This is a genomic window from Paraburkholderia flagellata, assembly GCF_021390645.1.
GTDB classification, from domain to species: Bacteria; Pseudomonadota; Gammaproteobacteria; order Burkholderiales; family Burkholderiaceae; genus Paraburkholderia; species Paraburkholderia flagellata.
Genome location: NZ_JAJEJT010000002.1, coordinates 976,690 through 990,060 on the forward strand (window position 1 = coordinate 976,690; position 13,371 = coordinate 990,060).

Below are 13,371 nucleotides of genomic sequence, written 5' to 3' on the forward strand. Positions count from 1 at the left end.
GGCGTTCGGCTTTTCCTTCTCGTGGTATTACGCAAAGAAAGATCGAATCATGTCCGAGCTTTCCAGTTCGCCTGCACCGTCTTCACCCAAACCGCGCAACGCGTCGAGCCCCGTGCGGCTCGTCCTGCGCGCCGCCGCCGCCGTGATTGCGCTCGGCGCACTGGGTTTTTGCGCTTACGCCGTGGCGTTTCCGGCCAACGTGCCCGATGCCGTGGGCGAGGTCGTCGAGAACCTGACCGGCGCGAATCCGCACCCCGTGGTGCTGCAGCGCCCGCCCGTCGCGCCGCTTTCGGCGATGGCGCAGCTCGGCAAACAACTCTTCTTCGATCCGGCGCTCTCGGGCTCCGGTCAGCAGTCCTGTGCTTCGTGCCATAGCCCAGACCGTTCCTACGGTCCTCCCAATGGGCACGACGTGCAGATGGGCGGCCTCGCGATGAACCAGCAGGGTTATCGGCCGCCGCCTTCGTTGATGTACCTGTACCGTCAGCCGAACTTCAGCATCGGGCCCGACCAGGGCGAAAACGACGACGCGCCGACGGTCGCCCAGCAGGCCACGGCCGCAGCCGACGTCGTGAAGTCGCAGAAGGTGGCGGGCGGCGCATCGACCTCAGTGGAGATGGTGCCGCAGGGCGGCCTCTTCTGGGACGGACGCGCCGACACGCTGCAGCAGCAGGCGTATGGCCCGCTGCTCAATCCCGTGGAAATGGCGAACACGAGCATCGAACAGGTCGCGGCGAAGCTCGAGAAAGCGCCGTACGCCAGGCACTTCACGGAGTTGTTCGGAGACCGAATCTTCAGCGATCCGAAGATGTCCGTGGCCGAAGCGATGTTCGCCATCTCGCGCTACCAGGTGGAAGATCAGTCGTTCCATCCGTATAACAGCAAGTACGACCGCTGGCTCGAAGGCCATGAGCGCCTTTCACAAGCCGAGCTGCGCGGGCTGCGTCTGTTCAACGACCCGAACAAGGCGAACTGCGCGGGCTGCCACATCTCGAAGCCCGGCAAGGACGGCCTGCCGCCCATGTTTACGGACTATCAGTACGAGGCGCTGGGCGTGCCGCGCAACAACAAGCTCGCGCAGAACAAGGACCCGCACTTCTTCGATCTGGGGGTATGCGGCCCGTTCCGCTCGGATTTCAAGGACCAGACGCAGTACTGCGGCATGTTCCTCACGCCCACGCTGCGCAATTCGGCCACGCGTACGGTGTTTTTCCACAACGGCGTGTACCACAACCTCGACGACGTGATGGCGTTCTACAACGATCGCAATACGGACCCGGGCAAGTTCTATCCGCACGGCCCCGACGGCAAGATCGACAAGTACGACGATATCCCGCCGCAGTTCCAGAAGAACGTGGACGTGACCGATGCGCCCTTCGACCGCAAGTTCGGCGACAAGCCCGCGATGACGCAAAGCGATATTCAGGACATCATCGCGTTTCTCAAGACGCTCAACGACGATCCAGTGCCGTCGAAGCAGTGAGCGGGGCGGTCCGCAGCCCGGTGGTATTTGGCCGGGTCGCGGACAGGATCATTGCGTCGCGCTTTAGTGTGCCGGCGTGCCGTCGACGAACTTCTCGATCGCCGCCATCGTGGGGGCCGGCGCTTCTTCCATGAGCCAGTGCCCGGCGCCCGGGATCACGACGCCCTGCGCGTTCGTATCCACGAGCCGCGCCTGGTCGATGAGGAACGTGCCGGACGCCTTCTCGCCCGCCAGTACGAGCATCGGCATAGTAAGCGGCGTTTTCGCGAACGCGGCGAAATCGGCTGCGTCCTGCGGGAACGCGTGGAAGTACTCGAACCCGGCCTTCATGCGGCCAGGGCGCGCATAGGCGGCTGCATAGCGTTCGCGGTCCGCTTCCGGAACCGAGTGCTTCGGGTCCGCAGCGAAGTCGTTCCAGAAGTGCTCGAAGTAGATGCGCTCACGGCCTTCCACGAGCGCGAGCGGAGTTGGCCCATAGAAGTTGAAGTGCCACTTGTCGCGCAGCAGCCAGACCTTTTGCCAGTCGCCTACGCCGGGCAGGAAAGCGTCCATGAGCGTGATGCTCTCGACTTCGTCGGGGTATTGCGCCGCATAGGCATAGGCGACCATCAGCCCGATGTCATGACCCACGAGCTTGACCTTGCGATAGCCGAGCGCCTGCACCATGGCGTGGATATCCTGCGCGAGCGTCTTCTTGTCGTAGCCGCTGGCCGGAATTTCCGAATTGCCCGCCCCGGGCAGGTCCGGCGCGATCACGATTCGCTGCTCTCCTAGCTGCGCCATGAGCGGTTGCCACATATGGCTGGTCTCGGCATAGCCGTGCAGCAGCAGCACCGGGGTGGCGTCGTTCTGCTGGCTGCCGGCCTGCAGATAATGGAGGCGCAGGCCATTTGCCTCGATGTCGTGCCGGGTGATCGCGGCGGATTGCGCAGCGGCCGCCGCCGTTGCGGAAAGGGCCGGCGCCAGGGCCGCGGCGCAGAAGAGGGCGGCGCCGAGCCGCTTGAGCATGCGTAAGGATTTCATCGCGGAACTCCGTGGGTTGTCTGAACGCGGTTGCGTACCAACCCATGATCGTCCCGCGGGCACGGTTTGCCGTGCCAAGGACTTGATGCAGATGTTCGAAAGCTTCGAACGAGTTAGGGGGCGTACGGTCCACTGCCGGAGAAGGCGCGGCAGTGAGCGCGACGAGCCGCGTGGGCAAAGCGCCGCTGCGCTGCGCGGCTACTTGCCTGCGGGGGCAAGATGGATCGTGACGATCACCGAGGCGTCGTCGAGCGCCTCCAGCGCATGCGTTTCTCCGCCGCCGAGCAGCAGCATGTCACCAGCATGCATGGTGCGCGGGTCGCCGTTCACGAAGAAGCGGATCACGCCCTCGACGCATTGCACCGTGATCTCACCCGGCACACTGTGCTCGGGCACGCGCTTGCCCGCTGGCAGCACGAGCCGCATCACCTCGAGTTGCTGCGCGCGGATCAGGGTCGTCGACTTCGCGTTCTTGAGCGCCGCGCCTAGCGGTCGCGCGTCGAACACCTCGCCCGGCGCGGCGTGGGGGATGGCCATGGCAGTCTCTCATCGATGAAGCCGGCAACGCACGCGTGGCGCGTGCGAGCCGGCAGTAGCCAAGCGCTTCCGGCGCGCCCTCAGGCGACGAGCGTCGCGTTGAGCGTGATCTTCGCGTTGTTGGCGAAGAGCTTCGACACCGGGCAGTTCTCCTTGGCGCCCTTCGAAAGCTCGTCGAACTTCGCTTGATCGATACCGGGAATCTTCGCGGTCATGTCGAGCTGGCAGCTCGTGATGGCGAAGCCTTCGCCTACCTTGTCTAGCGTAACGGTCGATTTCGTCTCGATGCTCTCGGCCGTGAAACCCGCCTGGGTGAGAAAGAGCGAGAACGCCATCGTGAAGCAGCCCGCGTGCGCCGCACCGATCAGCTCCTCGGGGTTGGTGCCGGGACCGCCTTCGAAGCGTGAGGCGAAGCCATAGGGCGCTTCTTTGAGCACGCCGGTTTGCGTCGAGATCGTGCCCTGACCGTCCTTGATTCCGCCGTGCCATTTTGCCGATGCCGTCTTTTGCATGATGTCGCTCCGCGTTTGTGGGATGAGGGACGTGCAGGGCGCGCAATTTGCGTACCGCTGCATCTCCCGCGTGGTTGGGTTCAGGGTTGCTTCGGCGGCGTTTCGCCCGCATACCAGGCGGCGGCCGCGTCGATTTCCTCGGGCGTCATGTTGCGCGCGATGTTGCGCATCTGCTCGGAAATGTCGTTATGCCGCGTGCCGTTCGCGAACGCGAGCAGTTGCGCCTTCGTGTACGCGGCAGGCAAACCGTCGAGCCACGGGCTGCCGATCTTGCTGTCCACGCCGCCATGGCAGGACGCGCACGCGGGTATATTGCGCAGCGGCGCCCCGTGCACGACGATGCCGGGCGCGCCGCCATGCAGGTGCGCGATCGGCTGCAGCGAGGCGTAGTACGCCGCGAGGTCGCGCATGTCTTCGTCGGACAGATCGCGCGCCATGGGCGACATCACCGCGTTCTGGCGCGCGCCGGTCTGGAAGTCGTGCAGTTCCTTGAAGACCACGATGGCGAACTGGCCCGCCAGATTCGGCGAATTGGCCATGCTGATGCCGCGCGGACCATGGCACATCGTGCAGCGCAAGGCGAGTGTCGCGCCGCGGCCAATCGAGAGGGTCGTCGCGCCGTCGAGCATGTGCGGCGTGAGTTCGACCTGGCTCAACTGGTAGCCCGGTGCGACCGCCGATTCGACCGGATGCCACTGGCGCGGCACGCCGGCCGCGCTGCAGATCGCCGTCCAGATGCCCTGAAAATACGGGTCGCTCTTGGCGGAAGGCAGCCAGATGAAGCCGATCAGCACGGAGAGGACGAACACGACGATCGCCGTGCCCACGCCCGTGCGAAACCACACATTGCGAAACGAGAACAGGCGTTCGTCGCTCATCGCTGTGCTCCAATCGGGATCGCGGGCACGGCCGTTTCGGGCGTCGCCAGCAGCTGCGCGATCGGGTAACCGTAGTTGGTGATCGTGAGGGCGATCATCAGCACGATCCACAGCCCGAAGCTATTGAGCGCCACCGGCAGCGTGGCCGACTCGTGCACCGGCTTGCTGAAGCGATATTCCTCGAGCGCGGCCGCCTCGCTGCGATGACCCTGGACCAGCACGATGAAGAACAGCACCGCCGAAATCACGAGGATCAGTCCGCCAATTGCGGAAAGCGCCACGAGCGCGCCCTGGCCCGCGAGCGCCGGGTCGCTGTAATCGTAGTAGGCCATGCGCCGCGGCATGCCCATGAGGCCGACCAGGTGCCACGGGAAGGTCGTCACGATCATGCCGATGAACCACAGCCACAGCTGCCAGCGCATGAGGCGCCAGTTGTTGAGCGCGCGGCCGGTGATCTGCGGCCACAGGTCGTAGGCAATGGCGAAGTACATGATGACGATCGCGCCGCCATAGATCAGGTGAAAGTGGCCCGTGATCCATTGCGTGTTGTGCACGGACTGGTCGAGCTGGTAGCTCATGTTGATGAGGCCGCCCGCGCCGCCAAAACCAAGCATGACGAACGAGAACGCCACGGCCAGCATTTGCGGGTTCTGCCACGGCAGCTTCGCGATCCAGCCAAACGGCCCCTTGCCGCCGCGCAGCCGCCCCGCGATTTCAACCGACGCGCAGATCGTGAACACGGTAAGGAGCGTGGGCACGGAGACGAGCGCCGTGAACACCGACTGCACGAACTTGAAGCCCGAGCCCACCTGCGGATCGGTGAAGAGGTGGTGCAGGCCGATCGGCATGGCCACCACGAGAAACAGGATGAACGAGATGCGCGCCATGACGTCGCTGTAGAGCCGGCCGCCGATCGCGCGCGGGATGATCGTGTAGTACGCGATATAGGCGGGCACGAGCCAGAAGTAGACGATGGCGTGCAGCGTCCAGGAGAAGAACACGCGCGCGAGGCCCGCGTCGATGGTATTGCGCCATCCGAAGGCCACGGGCAGGATCTGGAACAGCACTTCGATAGCCGCGCCCACCGCGGTCCAGCCCCAGAGATACGCACCCGCCGTGGTCGCGAACATGGCGAGCGGCAGAGGCTTGCCGCGATTCTCGCGCTTCCATTTCGCGGTGTTCACGCCCATCAGCGCGACCCAGACCCACGAGCCCACCACGACGAGCACGACGCCCAGGTAATAGAACACGTTGCCGATCATCGGCGGGTAGAACGTGTAGAGCACCGAGGCGAGCCCGAGCGCTACGGGCACCGAGGCCGTGACGGCGCCGAGCGCAAGCAGGATGAAGCCGAGCCAGGCCCACTTCACGCCGACGAGCGGGCGCTTGAGCGCCAGCTCGCTGACCGCGTAGCCGAAGCCCATGGCGATGAGCGTGGGAAACACGTAGCCCATCACGGTGCCGTGCTCCGTGACCGAGCGGTAGTACAGCTCGGGGTCGTTGAGCCATGGGTGCATCGGGCTGCGCACGAACATCTGCCACGCGCCGAGCAGCAGCGCCACGCCGAACACGATGAACGCGAGCCAGAAGTGGGCGAGTACGAGTCGCTTGTTATTTAACACAGCTGAGTCTCCGCGCTGAATTGCCTGCCTGGTTCGCCATCTGCATGAAGGCATCCTTGTCGATGACCTTCACGTGGGCCCACATGCCCTGGTGGCCCGTGCCGCAGTATTCGTGGCACGGCATGAGGTGGTCGGCGGGTTTGTCGAAGGTCGTGCGGAACGTCGAGATGTAGCCGGGCTCGACCATCGAGTTCAGGTTGGTGTCGGTGACGAGAAAGCCGTGCACGACATCGGCGCTCGTCGCGCGGAACGTAATCGGCGTGTTCGCGGGAACGACGATGCATTGCGGCGTGAACGAGTACTGTTGCGCGAGAATGCGCACCGTCACGGAGCCGTCGGTTTCGACTGCACTACCGAGGTTCGATTCGACGAATTCGCCGGACACGTGCAGCGTTTCCGGATTGACGAGCTCCACGCGCGAGGGCGGCATCATGGCCCAGTGCAGGCCCGTGAATACCACCACGGCCACGAGCAGGGAGACGAACGCCACCATGAGCGTCGCCCAGCGGCGCTCGACGCGCGCGGCGACTTCGGCACTGGCATGGTTATCGAGCGGATTCGACATGAGGCCGGCCTTTTCTTGTCTGTCTGGTCTATTGGATGACGCCGCGCGGCAGGAACACGACGAAGTAGAAGATGAACCAGAGCGCGGCCACGATCGCCGTGGCGATGCCCGCTACCGCGAGCGCGCCGCCCGGGCCGCTGGCCACGATCTCGTCGACCTGTTCGTGTTGCGGGCGCTCGCCCGGTTGTTCGGGTACGGGAGTTTCGATCATCGCAGCCTCAGAAAAGCGGCGCGGAACGCAGCGCGTTCACTTCATGTTCGGAAACCGGCGTGCCGTGATTGCCCCACGCCGTGCGGATATACGTGACAACGGCCGCCACTTCTTCATCGGAGAGCGACTGCGCGAAGGGCGGCATGCCATAGGGCATGGGGTTCTTGCGCGTGCCCGGCGCATAGCCGCCGTTGAGCACCATGCGGATGGGGTTCACGGCCGAGTTCATCTGAATGGACTGGTTGTCGGCAAGCGGCGGGAAATGCGGCGGCTTGCCCTGGCCTTCGGTCGCATGGCAGACCGCGCACTGCGACTCGTAGATCTTCTTGCCGAGCGGCACGAGGCGGGCGGCTTCCTCCGACACGAAGGTGCTCTTGGGCGACTTGTCGACTTCGTTGTTGTGGCCCGGCAGCGATTTCAGATACACGGCTACGGCGCGCACATCGTCTTCGGTGAGGTACTGGAAGCTGTCGTAGACCACTTCGGCCATCGGTCCGTACACAGCGCCGCGTTTGGACACGCCCGCGTGCAACAGATCGACGATGTCCTCGATGCTCCAGTCGCCGAGGCCCGCTTCCTTGTTCGACGTGAGCGAGGGCGCGTACCAGTTCTGCACGGGAATCAAGCCGCCCTGGAACTCCTTCGACGCCGAGTTACCGCCGAGCGCGTTGATGGCCGTGTGGCACATCGTGCAGTGGCCGAGGCCTTGCACGAGATACGCGCCGCGATTCCATTCGGCGGACTGCGCCGGGTCGGGTTTGAACTCGCCCTGGCGGAAGAACAGCGTGCGCCAGCCGAGCAGCAGCGCGCGCTTGTTATACGGGAAGCGCAGGTCGTGTGCGCGGTTCTCCTTGTGCACGGCCGGCGTGGAGAGCAGGTAAGCGAAAATGGCGTCCGAGTCCGCGCGCGTGACCTTCGTGTACGACGCGAACGGCATGGCCGGATAGAGCAGCGTGCCGTCGCGCGATTTGCCCTCGTGCAACATGCGGTAGAACTCATCGGCGGTCCACGCGCCGATGCCGAACGTCTTGTCCGACGAGATGTTCGGCGTGTAGAGCGTGCCGAAGGGCGTTTCCATCGGACGGCCGCCGCCGAACATCTGTTCGGAGGGCACCGTGTGGCAAGCGATACAGTCGCCGGCGCGTGCGAGGTATTCGCCGCGTGCGATCTGTTCGGCGTTGCTCGCGATCGGCTTGGCATTGGCCGCGGCTGCTGCTGCTGCGGCGCTTGCCGCGTCGGCTGCGTTCGCGTGGGGCGCGGCCGTTTGCGCGAGCGCGACCGCGGCGCCCATGCACAGCGTGGCTGCCGCGAACGACAGGCGAGCGCCGAACGGCTTGAGCGATGCGGGGAGAAGGGATCGAAGTCTGCGCACGTCGAGGCCCCGGCTAGTTATGGACGCTGCCGCACGCGAGCGGCAGCGGCGAGGCCGCCGCTGGCGTCGCATCGGCAGGCGCGGGTTGCGACGAGAGCCATGCCGCGATCGCGGTGATATCGCGGTCGGCGAGACGGGTGGCGATGTCGTGCATGCAGTCCGGCGCGGCGGCGCGGCGCGTGCCGTAGCGGAATGCGCCGAGCTGCGCGCTGATGTAATTCGGATGCAGGCCCACGAGACCCGGAATGGCCGGTTGCATGCCCGTGAGCGAGGCGCCGTGGCAGCCTGCGCAGGCGGGCACGTTGCGCTTGCTGTCGCCGTTCAGGACGAGCGTCTTGCCGAGCGCGAGCGTGGCCGCATCGACCGTGGGCTTCGCGGGCGGCGGATAAGGCGGGTGCTGCTGCGAGAAGAACTCCGCGATCTGCTTGAGGTAGGCGTCGGGCAGATACGCCAGCAGATAGTTCATGGGCGGATAACTGCGGCCACCGTCGCGGAAGGCGACGAGCTGGTTGAACAGATAGCCCGCCGGCTTGCCCGCGAGACGCGGGAAGTAGTCGTTGTCGGTGCCTTCGCCGTGCGCGCCGTGGCAGGCCGCGCAACCCATCACGCGGGCCTGCATCGTGTCAGGCGCGGGCTCGGCGGGCGGCGCCGCCAAAAGCGGCGCCCATGGCAGCGCGAGCGCAAGGATGAGGAAGACGATGCGGTTTCTCAATGATTCCCTCGGTACGGAATGTGACTACACAAACGCGTTGCGATTCGATATCAGTTGAGGCGTCGTCCGTGGGGATTCTCGTTTTCTATGACGGCCGGGCGCGCACCTTTTCGTGGAGATTATCGGAGAACGCCGACTTGTGCAGCCAGGATGTACAAATAAATTTGCTCCGATCCCAACTGCACGATATGTTTGCTAACACAACGATATGTGTTTCTCGTTACGGGAAAGCGAGTCGAAAATTGCATCGGAATACGAAATAAAATGAGGATCATTTAGCAGGTGGGATTTTGTGCTGTGTTCAGGCTTGCCCGGATCGCGTCGATCACGTAGTCATAGGATGTCCTCAGCCGCTTGTGCGTACGCTTTTCCCGCGGTTGTCCGACAACGTATAATGGAATGACATACGCATATCGAGCCAAGGAGATCCACATGGCGGAGTCGCTTGCCACGCCCATCGCCGCGCGTAGCCGCAATCTCGCCGAGCAGGTCGTCAACTTCATCAACGAGCAGATCGCCACGCGCGCGCTCAAGCCCGGCGACAAGCTGCCCACCGAAAGCAACCTCATGACGCAACTGGGCGTGAGCCGCACGGTGGTGCGCGAGGCCATTTCGCGTCTGCAGGCCATGTCGGTGATCGAAACGCGCCACGGCATCGGCAGCTTCGTGCTGGAGCCGCGCCGCGAGCCGCTCGATCTCGATGTCGTACCGGCCGGCACGCTGGACGATGTGCTTTCCGTGCTCGAGTTGCGCATCAGCCTCGAAACGGAGGCCGCGGGTCTTGCCGCGCAGCGTGCGAGCGAGCGCGACCTGGCCGGCATGCGTGCCGCGCTAGAGGCACTCGACGTCGTGATCCGCTCGGGCGGCGACAGCTCGGGCGCCGATCTCGAATTCCACGTTTCGGTGGCGCGCGCCACGGGCAACCGCTATTTCGTCGATATCCTCACGCAGATGGGCGCGGCGTTGATCCCGCGCCGTCGCGTCGATTCGGCGGGCATTGCGCATCGCGATCCGCAGGCTTACGCCGAACTGGTGAACCGCGAGCACGAAAGCATTTTCGACGCCATTGCCCGTCACGATTCCGAAGGCGCGCGCGCGGCCATGCGCATGCATCTGTCGAGCAGCCGCGAGCGGCTGCGCCGTGCGGCGGCGGAGTCGGGGGAAAAGGCGTAGCGCGTTTGAATTTAGAACGTGCATGGAAAAACAGCGGCCAAGGCCGCTGTTTTCATTTGCGCTGCGCGAACGGAGATTACCCGCGCACGAGCTCGCCGTTCTTGCGACGCCAGAGGTCGAGCGGATTGGCGTCCGCGAGCGCCTGCGGCAGCAGTTCGGCCGGGAAGTCCTGATAACAGACCGGCCGCAGGAAGCGCTCCATCGCGCTCGTGCCCACCGACGTCGCGCGGCTATCGGAAGTGGCCGGGAACGGGCCGCCGTGCACCATCGCGTGCGTGACTTCCACGCCGGTCGGAAAGCCGTTCACGAGCAGGCGGCCCGCCTTGCGCTCGAGAATCGGCACGAGGCGCATGGCGGCGGGCACGTCGGTGCGGTCCATCTGGATTGTCGCGGTGAGTTGGCCCGCGAAGTGCTCGGCCACGGCGAGCAGTTGGGCTTCGTCCTTGCAGCGCACGAGCGTCGAGGCCGGACCGAACACTTCGTCTTCGAGGGCGGGCTGCGCGAGAAAGGTTTGGGCGTCGGTCACGAAGAGGGCGGCGAACGCCTGGTTCGGGCCGCTCGCGGGCTGGCCTTGCGCGAGCGCGCTTACGCCCTGGGTTTCGGCCAGACGCCGCGCGCCTTCTTCATACGCCGCATGGATACCCGAGGTGAGCATGGTCTGCGCGGGCTTGACGCCCAGCGCCTGCGCCGCGGCCTGCGCGAACTGGTCGAGCGCCGGACCTTCGATGCCGATCGCCAGACCCGGATTCGTGCAGAACTGACCCGCGCCGAGCACGAGCGAATCGACGAAGCCCTGCGCGATGGCCGCGCCGCGCGCCGCGAGCGCCTCGGGCAACAGGAAGACGGGATTGATGCTGCTCATTTCCGCATAGACGGGAATGGGCTCGGGGCGGTTCGCGGCGATGCGCATGAGCGCCGTGCCGCCCGCTCGCGAGCCGGTGAAACCCACGGCCTTGACGGCCGGATGCGCAACGAGCGCCTCGCCCACGGTGCGGCCCGCGCCGACGATGAGCGAGAACACGCCTTCGGGCAGCCCCATGTCCCGCACGGCTTGCTGGATCACGCGGCCGACCATCTCCGAGGTGCCGAGGTGCGCGCCGTGCGCCTTGACGATCACCGGGCAGCCCGCCGCGAGGGCCGCGGCCGTGTCGCCGCCCGCCACCGAGAACGCGAGCGGGAAGTTGCTGGCGCCGAACACCGCGACCGGTCCGAGCGCGATTTTCTGCAGACGCAGGTCGGCGCGCGGCAGCGGCTTGCGCTCGGGCAGGGCGGCGTCGAGCGTGGGCGTGAGCCACAGCCCCTGGCGCACTTCCTGTGCGAACAGCTTCAGTTGGCCGACGGTGCGGCCGCGCTCGCCTTCGAGGCGCGCCTTGGGCAGGCCAGTTTCCGCGTGGGCGCGTTCGGTGAGCGCGTCGCCCAGCGCGGCGATGCCGTCGGCGATGCGTTCGAGGAACGCCGCGCGCACGGCGAGGGGCAGCGTGCGGTAGGCGTCGAACGCCGCGGCTGCGAGCTTGCAGGCGGCGTCGACGTCGGCTGCCGTGCCGCTGCCGAAGGCCGGCGCGGGGATCGCTTCGCCCGTGGCGGGATTGAAAGCCGCGAGCGGTTTTTCCGAGCCGCGCACAGCGCGGCCTCCAATGAGCATGTCGCCAGTGATTTGCATGTCGTCTCCGAGCATCGTTACAGTGAGTTAAGTCATCGTACAACTATAATACGTCAGATCGCGGTCGCCGAACACCTGCGGCAGGCGCATTTGGCGGGTGAGAGGTGCTAAAAGTACACAAAATCAAGCCATATCGGCTATGATTCCCGTTCCATGACAGGGTAAACACGATATTGGTTCCGGTGGCAGGGCAAGCTTAAAATGTCATCAGACAACGTACCACGAAGCATCCAATCTACGCGCCCTTCGCGCGCATGAAGGAGACAACCCCGATGTCCGCCCCCGCCAACCGTTATGAAGACCTGCTGGAGTCGGCGAGCGCCAAGGTCCTGCGGCACGTGCTCCCGCTCTTCCTCATCATGTTCATCGCGAACTATATCGACCGTGTGAACGTCGGCTTCGCCGGCGCGCACATGAAGGCCGATATCGGCCTTTCGGCGGCGGCGTATGGGTTCGGCGCGGGGCTGTTCTTCGTGGGCTATGCGCTCTTCGAGGTGCCGTCCAACATCCTCATGCAAAAGTATGGCGCACGCGCCTGGCTCACGCGCATCATGGGCACGTGGGGCGTCGTGGCGGGCGCCATGGCGTTCGTGCACAGCGACACCGCGTTCTACGTGCTGCGTTTTCTGCTGGGCGTTGCCGAAGCGGGTTTCTTTCCCGGCGTGATCTACTACTTCGCGCAGTGGCTGCCGCAGAAGGAGCGCGGCAAGGCGGCGGCCGTGTTTCTCGCGGGCTCGGCGTTTGCCTCGGTGCTCTCGGGTCCGATCACGGGTGCGCTGCTTTCCGTGCGCGGACTGGGTCTTGCGGGCTGGCAGTGGATGTTCCTGATCGAAGGCGGCTTTTCCATCGTGCTGTGCGGCGTGAGTTGGGTGTTCCTCAAATCGCGCATTCGCGACGCGCACTGGCTCACGAGCGACGAGCAAGGCGCGCTCGAAACGTACCTGACGCGCGAGCAGGCCGAGCGCGAAGCCGCGACGGGCGCGCACGTGCCGGTGCTGCGCCTCCTGAAGGACCCGCAGATCGTTCTGTTCTGCTTCCTCTATTTCGCCATTCAGCTCACGATTTACGCGGCCACGTTCTGGCTGCCCACGATCATCCGCAAGATGGGCAGCCTCAGCGACTTCCAGGTGGGCCTCTACAACGCCATTCCGTGGATGATCGCCATCGTCGCGATGTACTGCTTCGCGCTGCTCTCGGCGAAGTACCGCTTCCAGCAGGCGTGGCTCGCCATCGCCCTCGTGATCGCGGCCTGCGGCCTGTTTGCTTCGACCTCGTCGGACCCGGTGTTCTCGTTCGTGGCGATCTGCTTCTCGGCCATCGGCTTCAAGGCGGCTTCGTCGCTGTTCTGGCCCATGCCGCAAGGCTATCTCGACACCCGCGTGGCCGCCGGCGTGATCGCGCTCATCAATTCGCTCGGCAACCTGGGCGGCTTCTTCGCCCCGGCTACCTTCGGCTATCTTCAACAGCATACGGGCTCGATTACGGGCGGCCTCTACGGCTTGGGCGTGACCTCGCTCATCGCCGCCGCCGCCGCGTTCCTTGCCCGCAACAAGCCGTCGCACCGCGCCTTTGCCGATGATCCGGTCCGCAGCGGCGCGCACTGAACCCGAGCGCAACCCTCAA

Annotated in this window: 13 protein-coding genes; 3 read left to right on the forward strand and 10 right to left on the reverse strand. The window is 65.2% G+C overall.

Annotation, left to right across the window (positions count from 1 at the left end):
• Positions 1-49 precede the first annotated feature (49 nt).
• Positions 50-1,483 carry a cytochrome-c peroxidase gene (locus L0U83_RS18800; RefSeq protein WP_233885416.1) on the forward strand — a complete coding sequence of 478 codons (1,434 nt, stop codon included), beginning with the start codon at positions 50-52 and terminating at the stop codon, positions 1,481-1,483.
• 63 nt (positions 1,484-1,546) lie between these two features.
• Here L0U83_RS18800 and L0U83_RS18805 read toward each other — a convergent pair whose 3' ends face one another.
• The 9 genes from L0U83_RS18805 to L0U83_RS18845 all read right to left on the reverse strand — a co-directional run bounded on the left by L0U83_RS18805 (position 1,547) and on the right by L0U83_RS18845 (position 8,876).
• Positions 1,547-2,506, reverse strand: coding sequence for an alpha/beta fold hydrolase (locus L0U83_RS18805; protein ID WP_233885418.1), 960 nt, complete (start codon positions 2,504-2,506; stop codon positions 1,547-1,549).
• A 198-nt stretch (positions 2,507-2,704) separates the two neighbouring features.
• Positions 2,705-3,043 carry a cupin domain-containing protein gene (locus L0U83_RS18810; protein WP_233885420.1) on the reverse strand — a complete coding sequence of 113 codons (339 nt, stop codon included), beginning with the start codon at positions 3,041-3,043 and terminating at the stop codon, positions 2,705-2,707.
• 80 nt (positions 3,044-3,123) lie between these two features.
• Positions 3,124-3,555 carry an OsmC family protein gene (locus L0U83_RS18815; RefSeq protein WP_201695858.1) on the reverse strand — a complete coding sequence of 144 codons (432 nt, stop codon included), beginning with the start codon at positions 3,553-3,555 and terminating at the stop codon, positions 3,124-3,126.
• An 80-nt stretch (positions 3,556-3,635) separates the two neighbouring features.
• Positions 3,636-4,433 carry a c-type cytochrome gene (locus L0U83_RS18820; protein ID WP_233885422.1) on the reverse strand — a complete coding sequence of 266 codons (798 nt, stop codon included), beginning with the start codon at positions 4,431-4,433 and terminating at the stop codon, positions 3,636-3,638.
• The gene (locus L0U83_RS18825; RefSeq protein ID WP_233885423.1) at positions 4,430-6,055 is read right to left on the reverse strand and encodes a b(o/a)3-type cytochrome-c oxidase subunit 1; all 1,626 of its coding nucleotides are present in this window, start codon (positions 6,053-6,055) and stop codon (positions 4,430-4,432) included. The genes L0U83_RS18820 and L0U83_RS18825 overlap by 4 nt, the downstream gene beginning before the upstream one ends.
• Positions 6,045-6,620, reverse strand: coding sequence for a cupredoxin domain-containing protein (locus L0U83_RS18830; protein ID WP_233885424.1), 576 nt, complete (start codon positions 6,618-6,620; stop codon positions 6,045-6,047). Before L0U83_RS18830 ends, L0U83_RS18825 begins: the two co-directional genes overlap by 11 nt.
• A 28-nt stretch (positions 6,621-6,648) precedes the next feature.
• A complete protein-coding gene (locus L0U83_RS18835; protein WP_028206326.1) occupies positions 6,649-6,831 on the reverse strand; it encodes a hypothetical protein in 183 nt (60 codons plus the stop codon).
• A 7-nt stretch (positions 6,832-6,838) separates the two neighbouring features.
• Positions 6,839-8,122 carry a c-type cytochrome gene (locus L0U83_RS18840; protein WP_233886567.1) on the reverse strand — a complete coding sequence of 428 codons (1,284 nt, stop codon included), beginning with the start codon at positions 8,120-8,122 and terminating at the stop codon, positions 6,839-6,841.
• 94 nt (positions 8,123-8,216) lie between these two features.
• Positions 8,217-8,876, reverse strand: a complete 660-nt coding sequence (locus L0U83_RS18845; protein WP_505882964.1) for a c-type cytochrome — start codon at positions 8,874-8,876, stop codon at positions 8,217-8,219.
• Positions 8,877-9,347: 471 nt separating this feature from the next.
• On the opposite strand from L0U83_RS18845, the gene L0U83_RS18850 reads away from it, so the two are divergent.
• Positions 9,348-10,088, forward strand: coding sequence for a FadR/GntR family transcriptional regulator (locus L0U83_RS18850; RefSeq protein ID WP_233885425.1), 741 nt, complete (start codon positions 9,348-9,350; stop codon positions 10,086-10,088).
• Between the two features lie 76 nt (positions 10,089-10,164).
• Here L0U83_RS18850 and L0U83_RS18855 read toward each other — a convergent pair whose 3' ends face one another.
• Positions 10,165-11,748: an aldehyde dehydrogenase (NADP(+)) gene (locus L0U83_RS18855; protein ID WP_233885426.1), complete on the reverse strand. Its 1,584-nt coding sequence runs from the start codon at positions 11,746-11,748 to the stop codon at positions 10,165-10,167.
• 272 nt (positions 11,749-12,020) lie between these two features.
• Between L0U83_RS18855 and L0U83_RS18860 the strand changes: the two genes are divergently transcribed.
• Positions 12,021-13,352, forward strand: coding sequence for an MFS transporter (locus tag L0U83_RS18860; protein ID WP_233885427.1), 1,332 nt, complete (start codon positions 12,021-12,023; stop codon positions 13,350-13,352).
• Positions 13,353-13,371: the final 19 nt, after the last annotated feature.

What these genes read in the sequence shown, in the direction of transcription:
- L0U83_RS18800 (WP_233885416.1), top strand. Translation starts at nt 50, where the DNA reads ATGTCCGAGCTTTCCAGTTCGCCTGCACCGTCTTCACCCAAACCGCGC.
- L0U83_RS18805 (WP_233885418.1), bottom strand. Translation starts at nt 2,506, where the DNA reads ATGAAATCCTTACGCATGCTCAAGCGGCTCGGCGCCGCCCTCTTCTGC.
- L0U83_RS18810 (WP_233885420.1), bottom strand. Translation starts at nt 3,043, where the DNA reads ATGGCCATCCCCCACGCCGCGCCGGGCGAGGTGTTCGACGCGCGACCG.
- L0U83_RS18815 (WP_201695858.1), bottom strand. Translation starts at nt 3,555, where the DNA reads ATGCAAAAGACGGCATCGGCAAAATGGCACGGCGGAATCAAGGACGGT.
- L0U83_RS18820 (WP_233885422.1), bottom strand. Translation starts at nt 4,433, where the DNA reads ATGAGCGACGAACGCCTGTTCTCGTTTCGCAATGTGTGGTTTCGCACG.
- L0U83_RS18830 (WP_233885424.1), bottom strand. Translation starts at nt 6,620, where the DNA reads ATGTCGAATCCGCTCGATAACCATGCCAGTGCCGAAGTCGCCGCGCGC.
- L0U83_RS18835 (WP_028206326.1), bottom strand. Translation starts at nt 6,831, where the DNA reads ATGATCGAAACTCCCGTACCCGAACAACCGGGCGAGCGCCCGCAACAC.
- L0U83_RS18840 (WP_233886567.1), bottom strand. Translation starts at nt 8,122, where the DNA reads ATGGGCGCCGCGGTCGCGCTCGCGCAAACGGCCGCGCCCCACGCGAAC.
- L0U83_RS18850 (WP_233885425.1), top strand. Translation starts at nt 9,348, where the DNA reads ATGGCGGAGTCGCTTGCCACGCCCATCGCCGCGCGTAGCCGCAATCTC.
- L0U83_RS18855 (WP_233885426.1), bottom strand. Translation starts at nt 11,748, where the DNA reads ATGCAAATCACTGGCGACATGCTCATTGGAGGCCGCGCTGTGCGCGGC.
- L0U83_RS18860 (WP_233885427.1), top strand. Translation starts at nt 12,021, where the DNA reads ATGTCCGCCCCCGCCAACCGTTATGAAGACCTGCTGGAGTCGGCGAGC.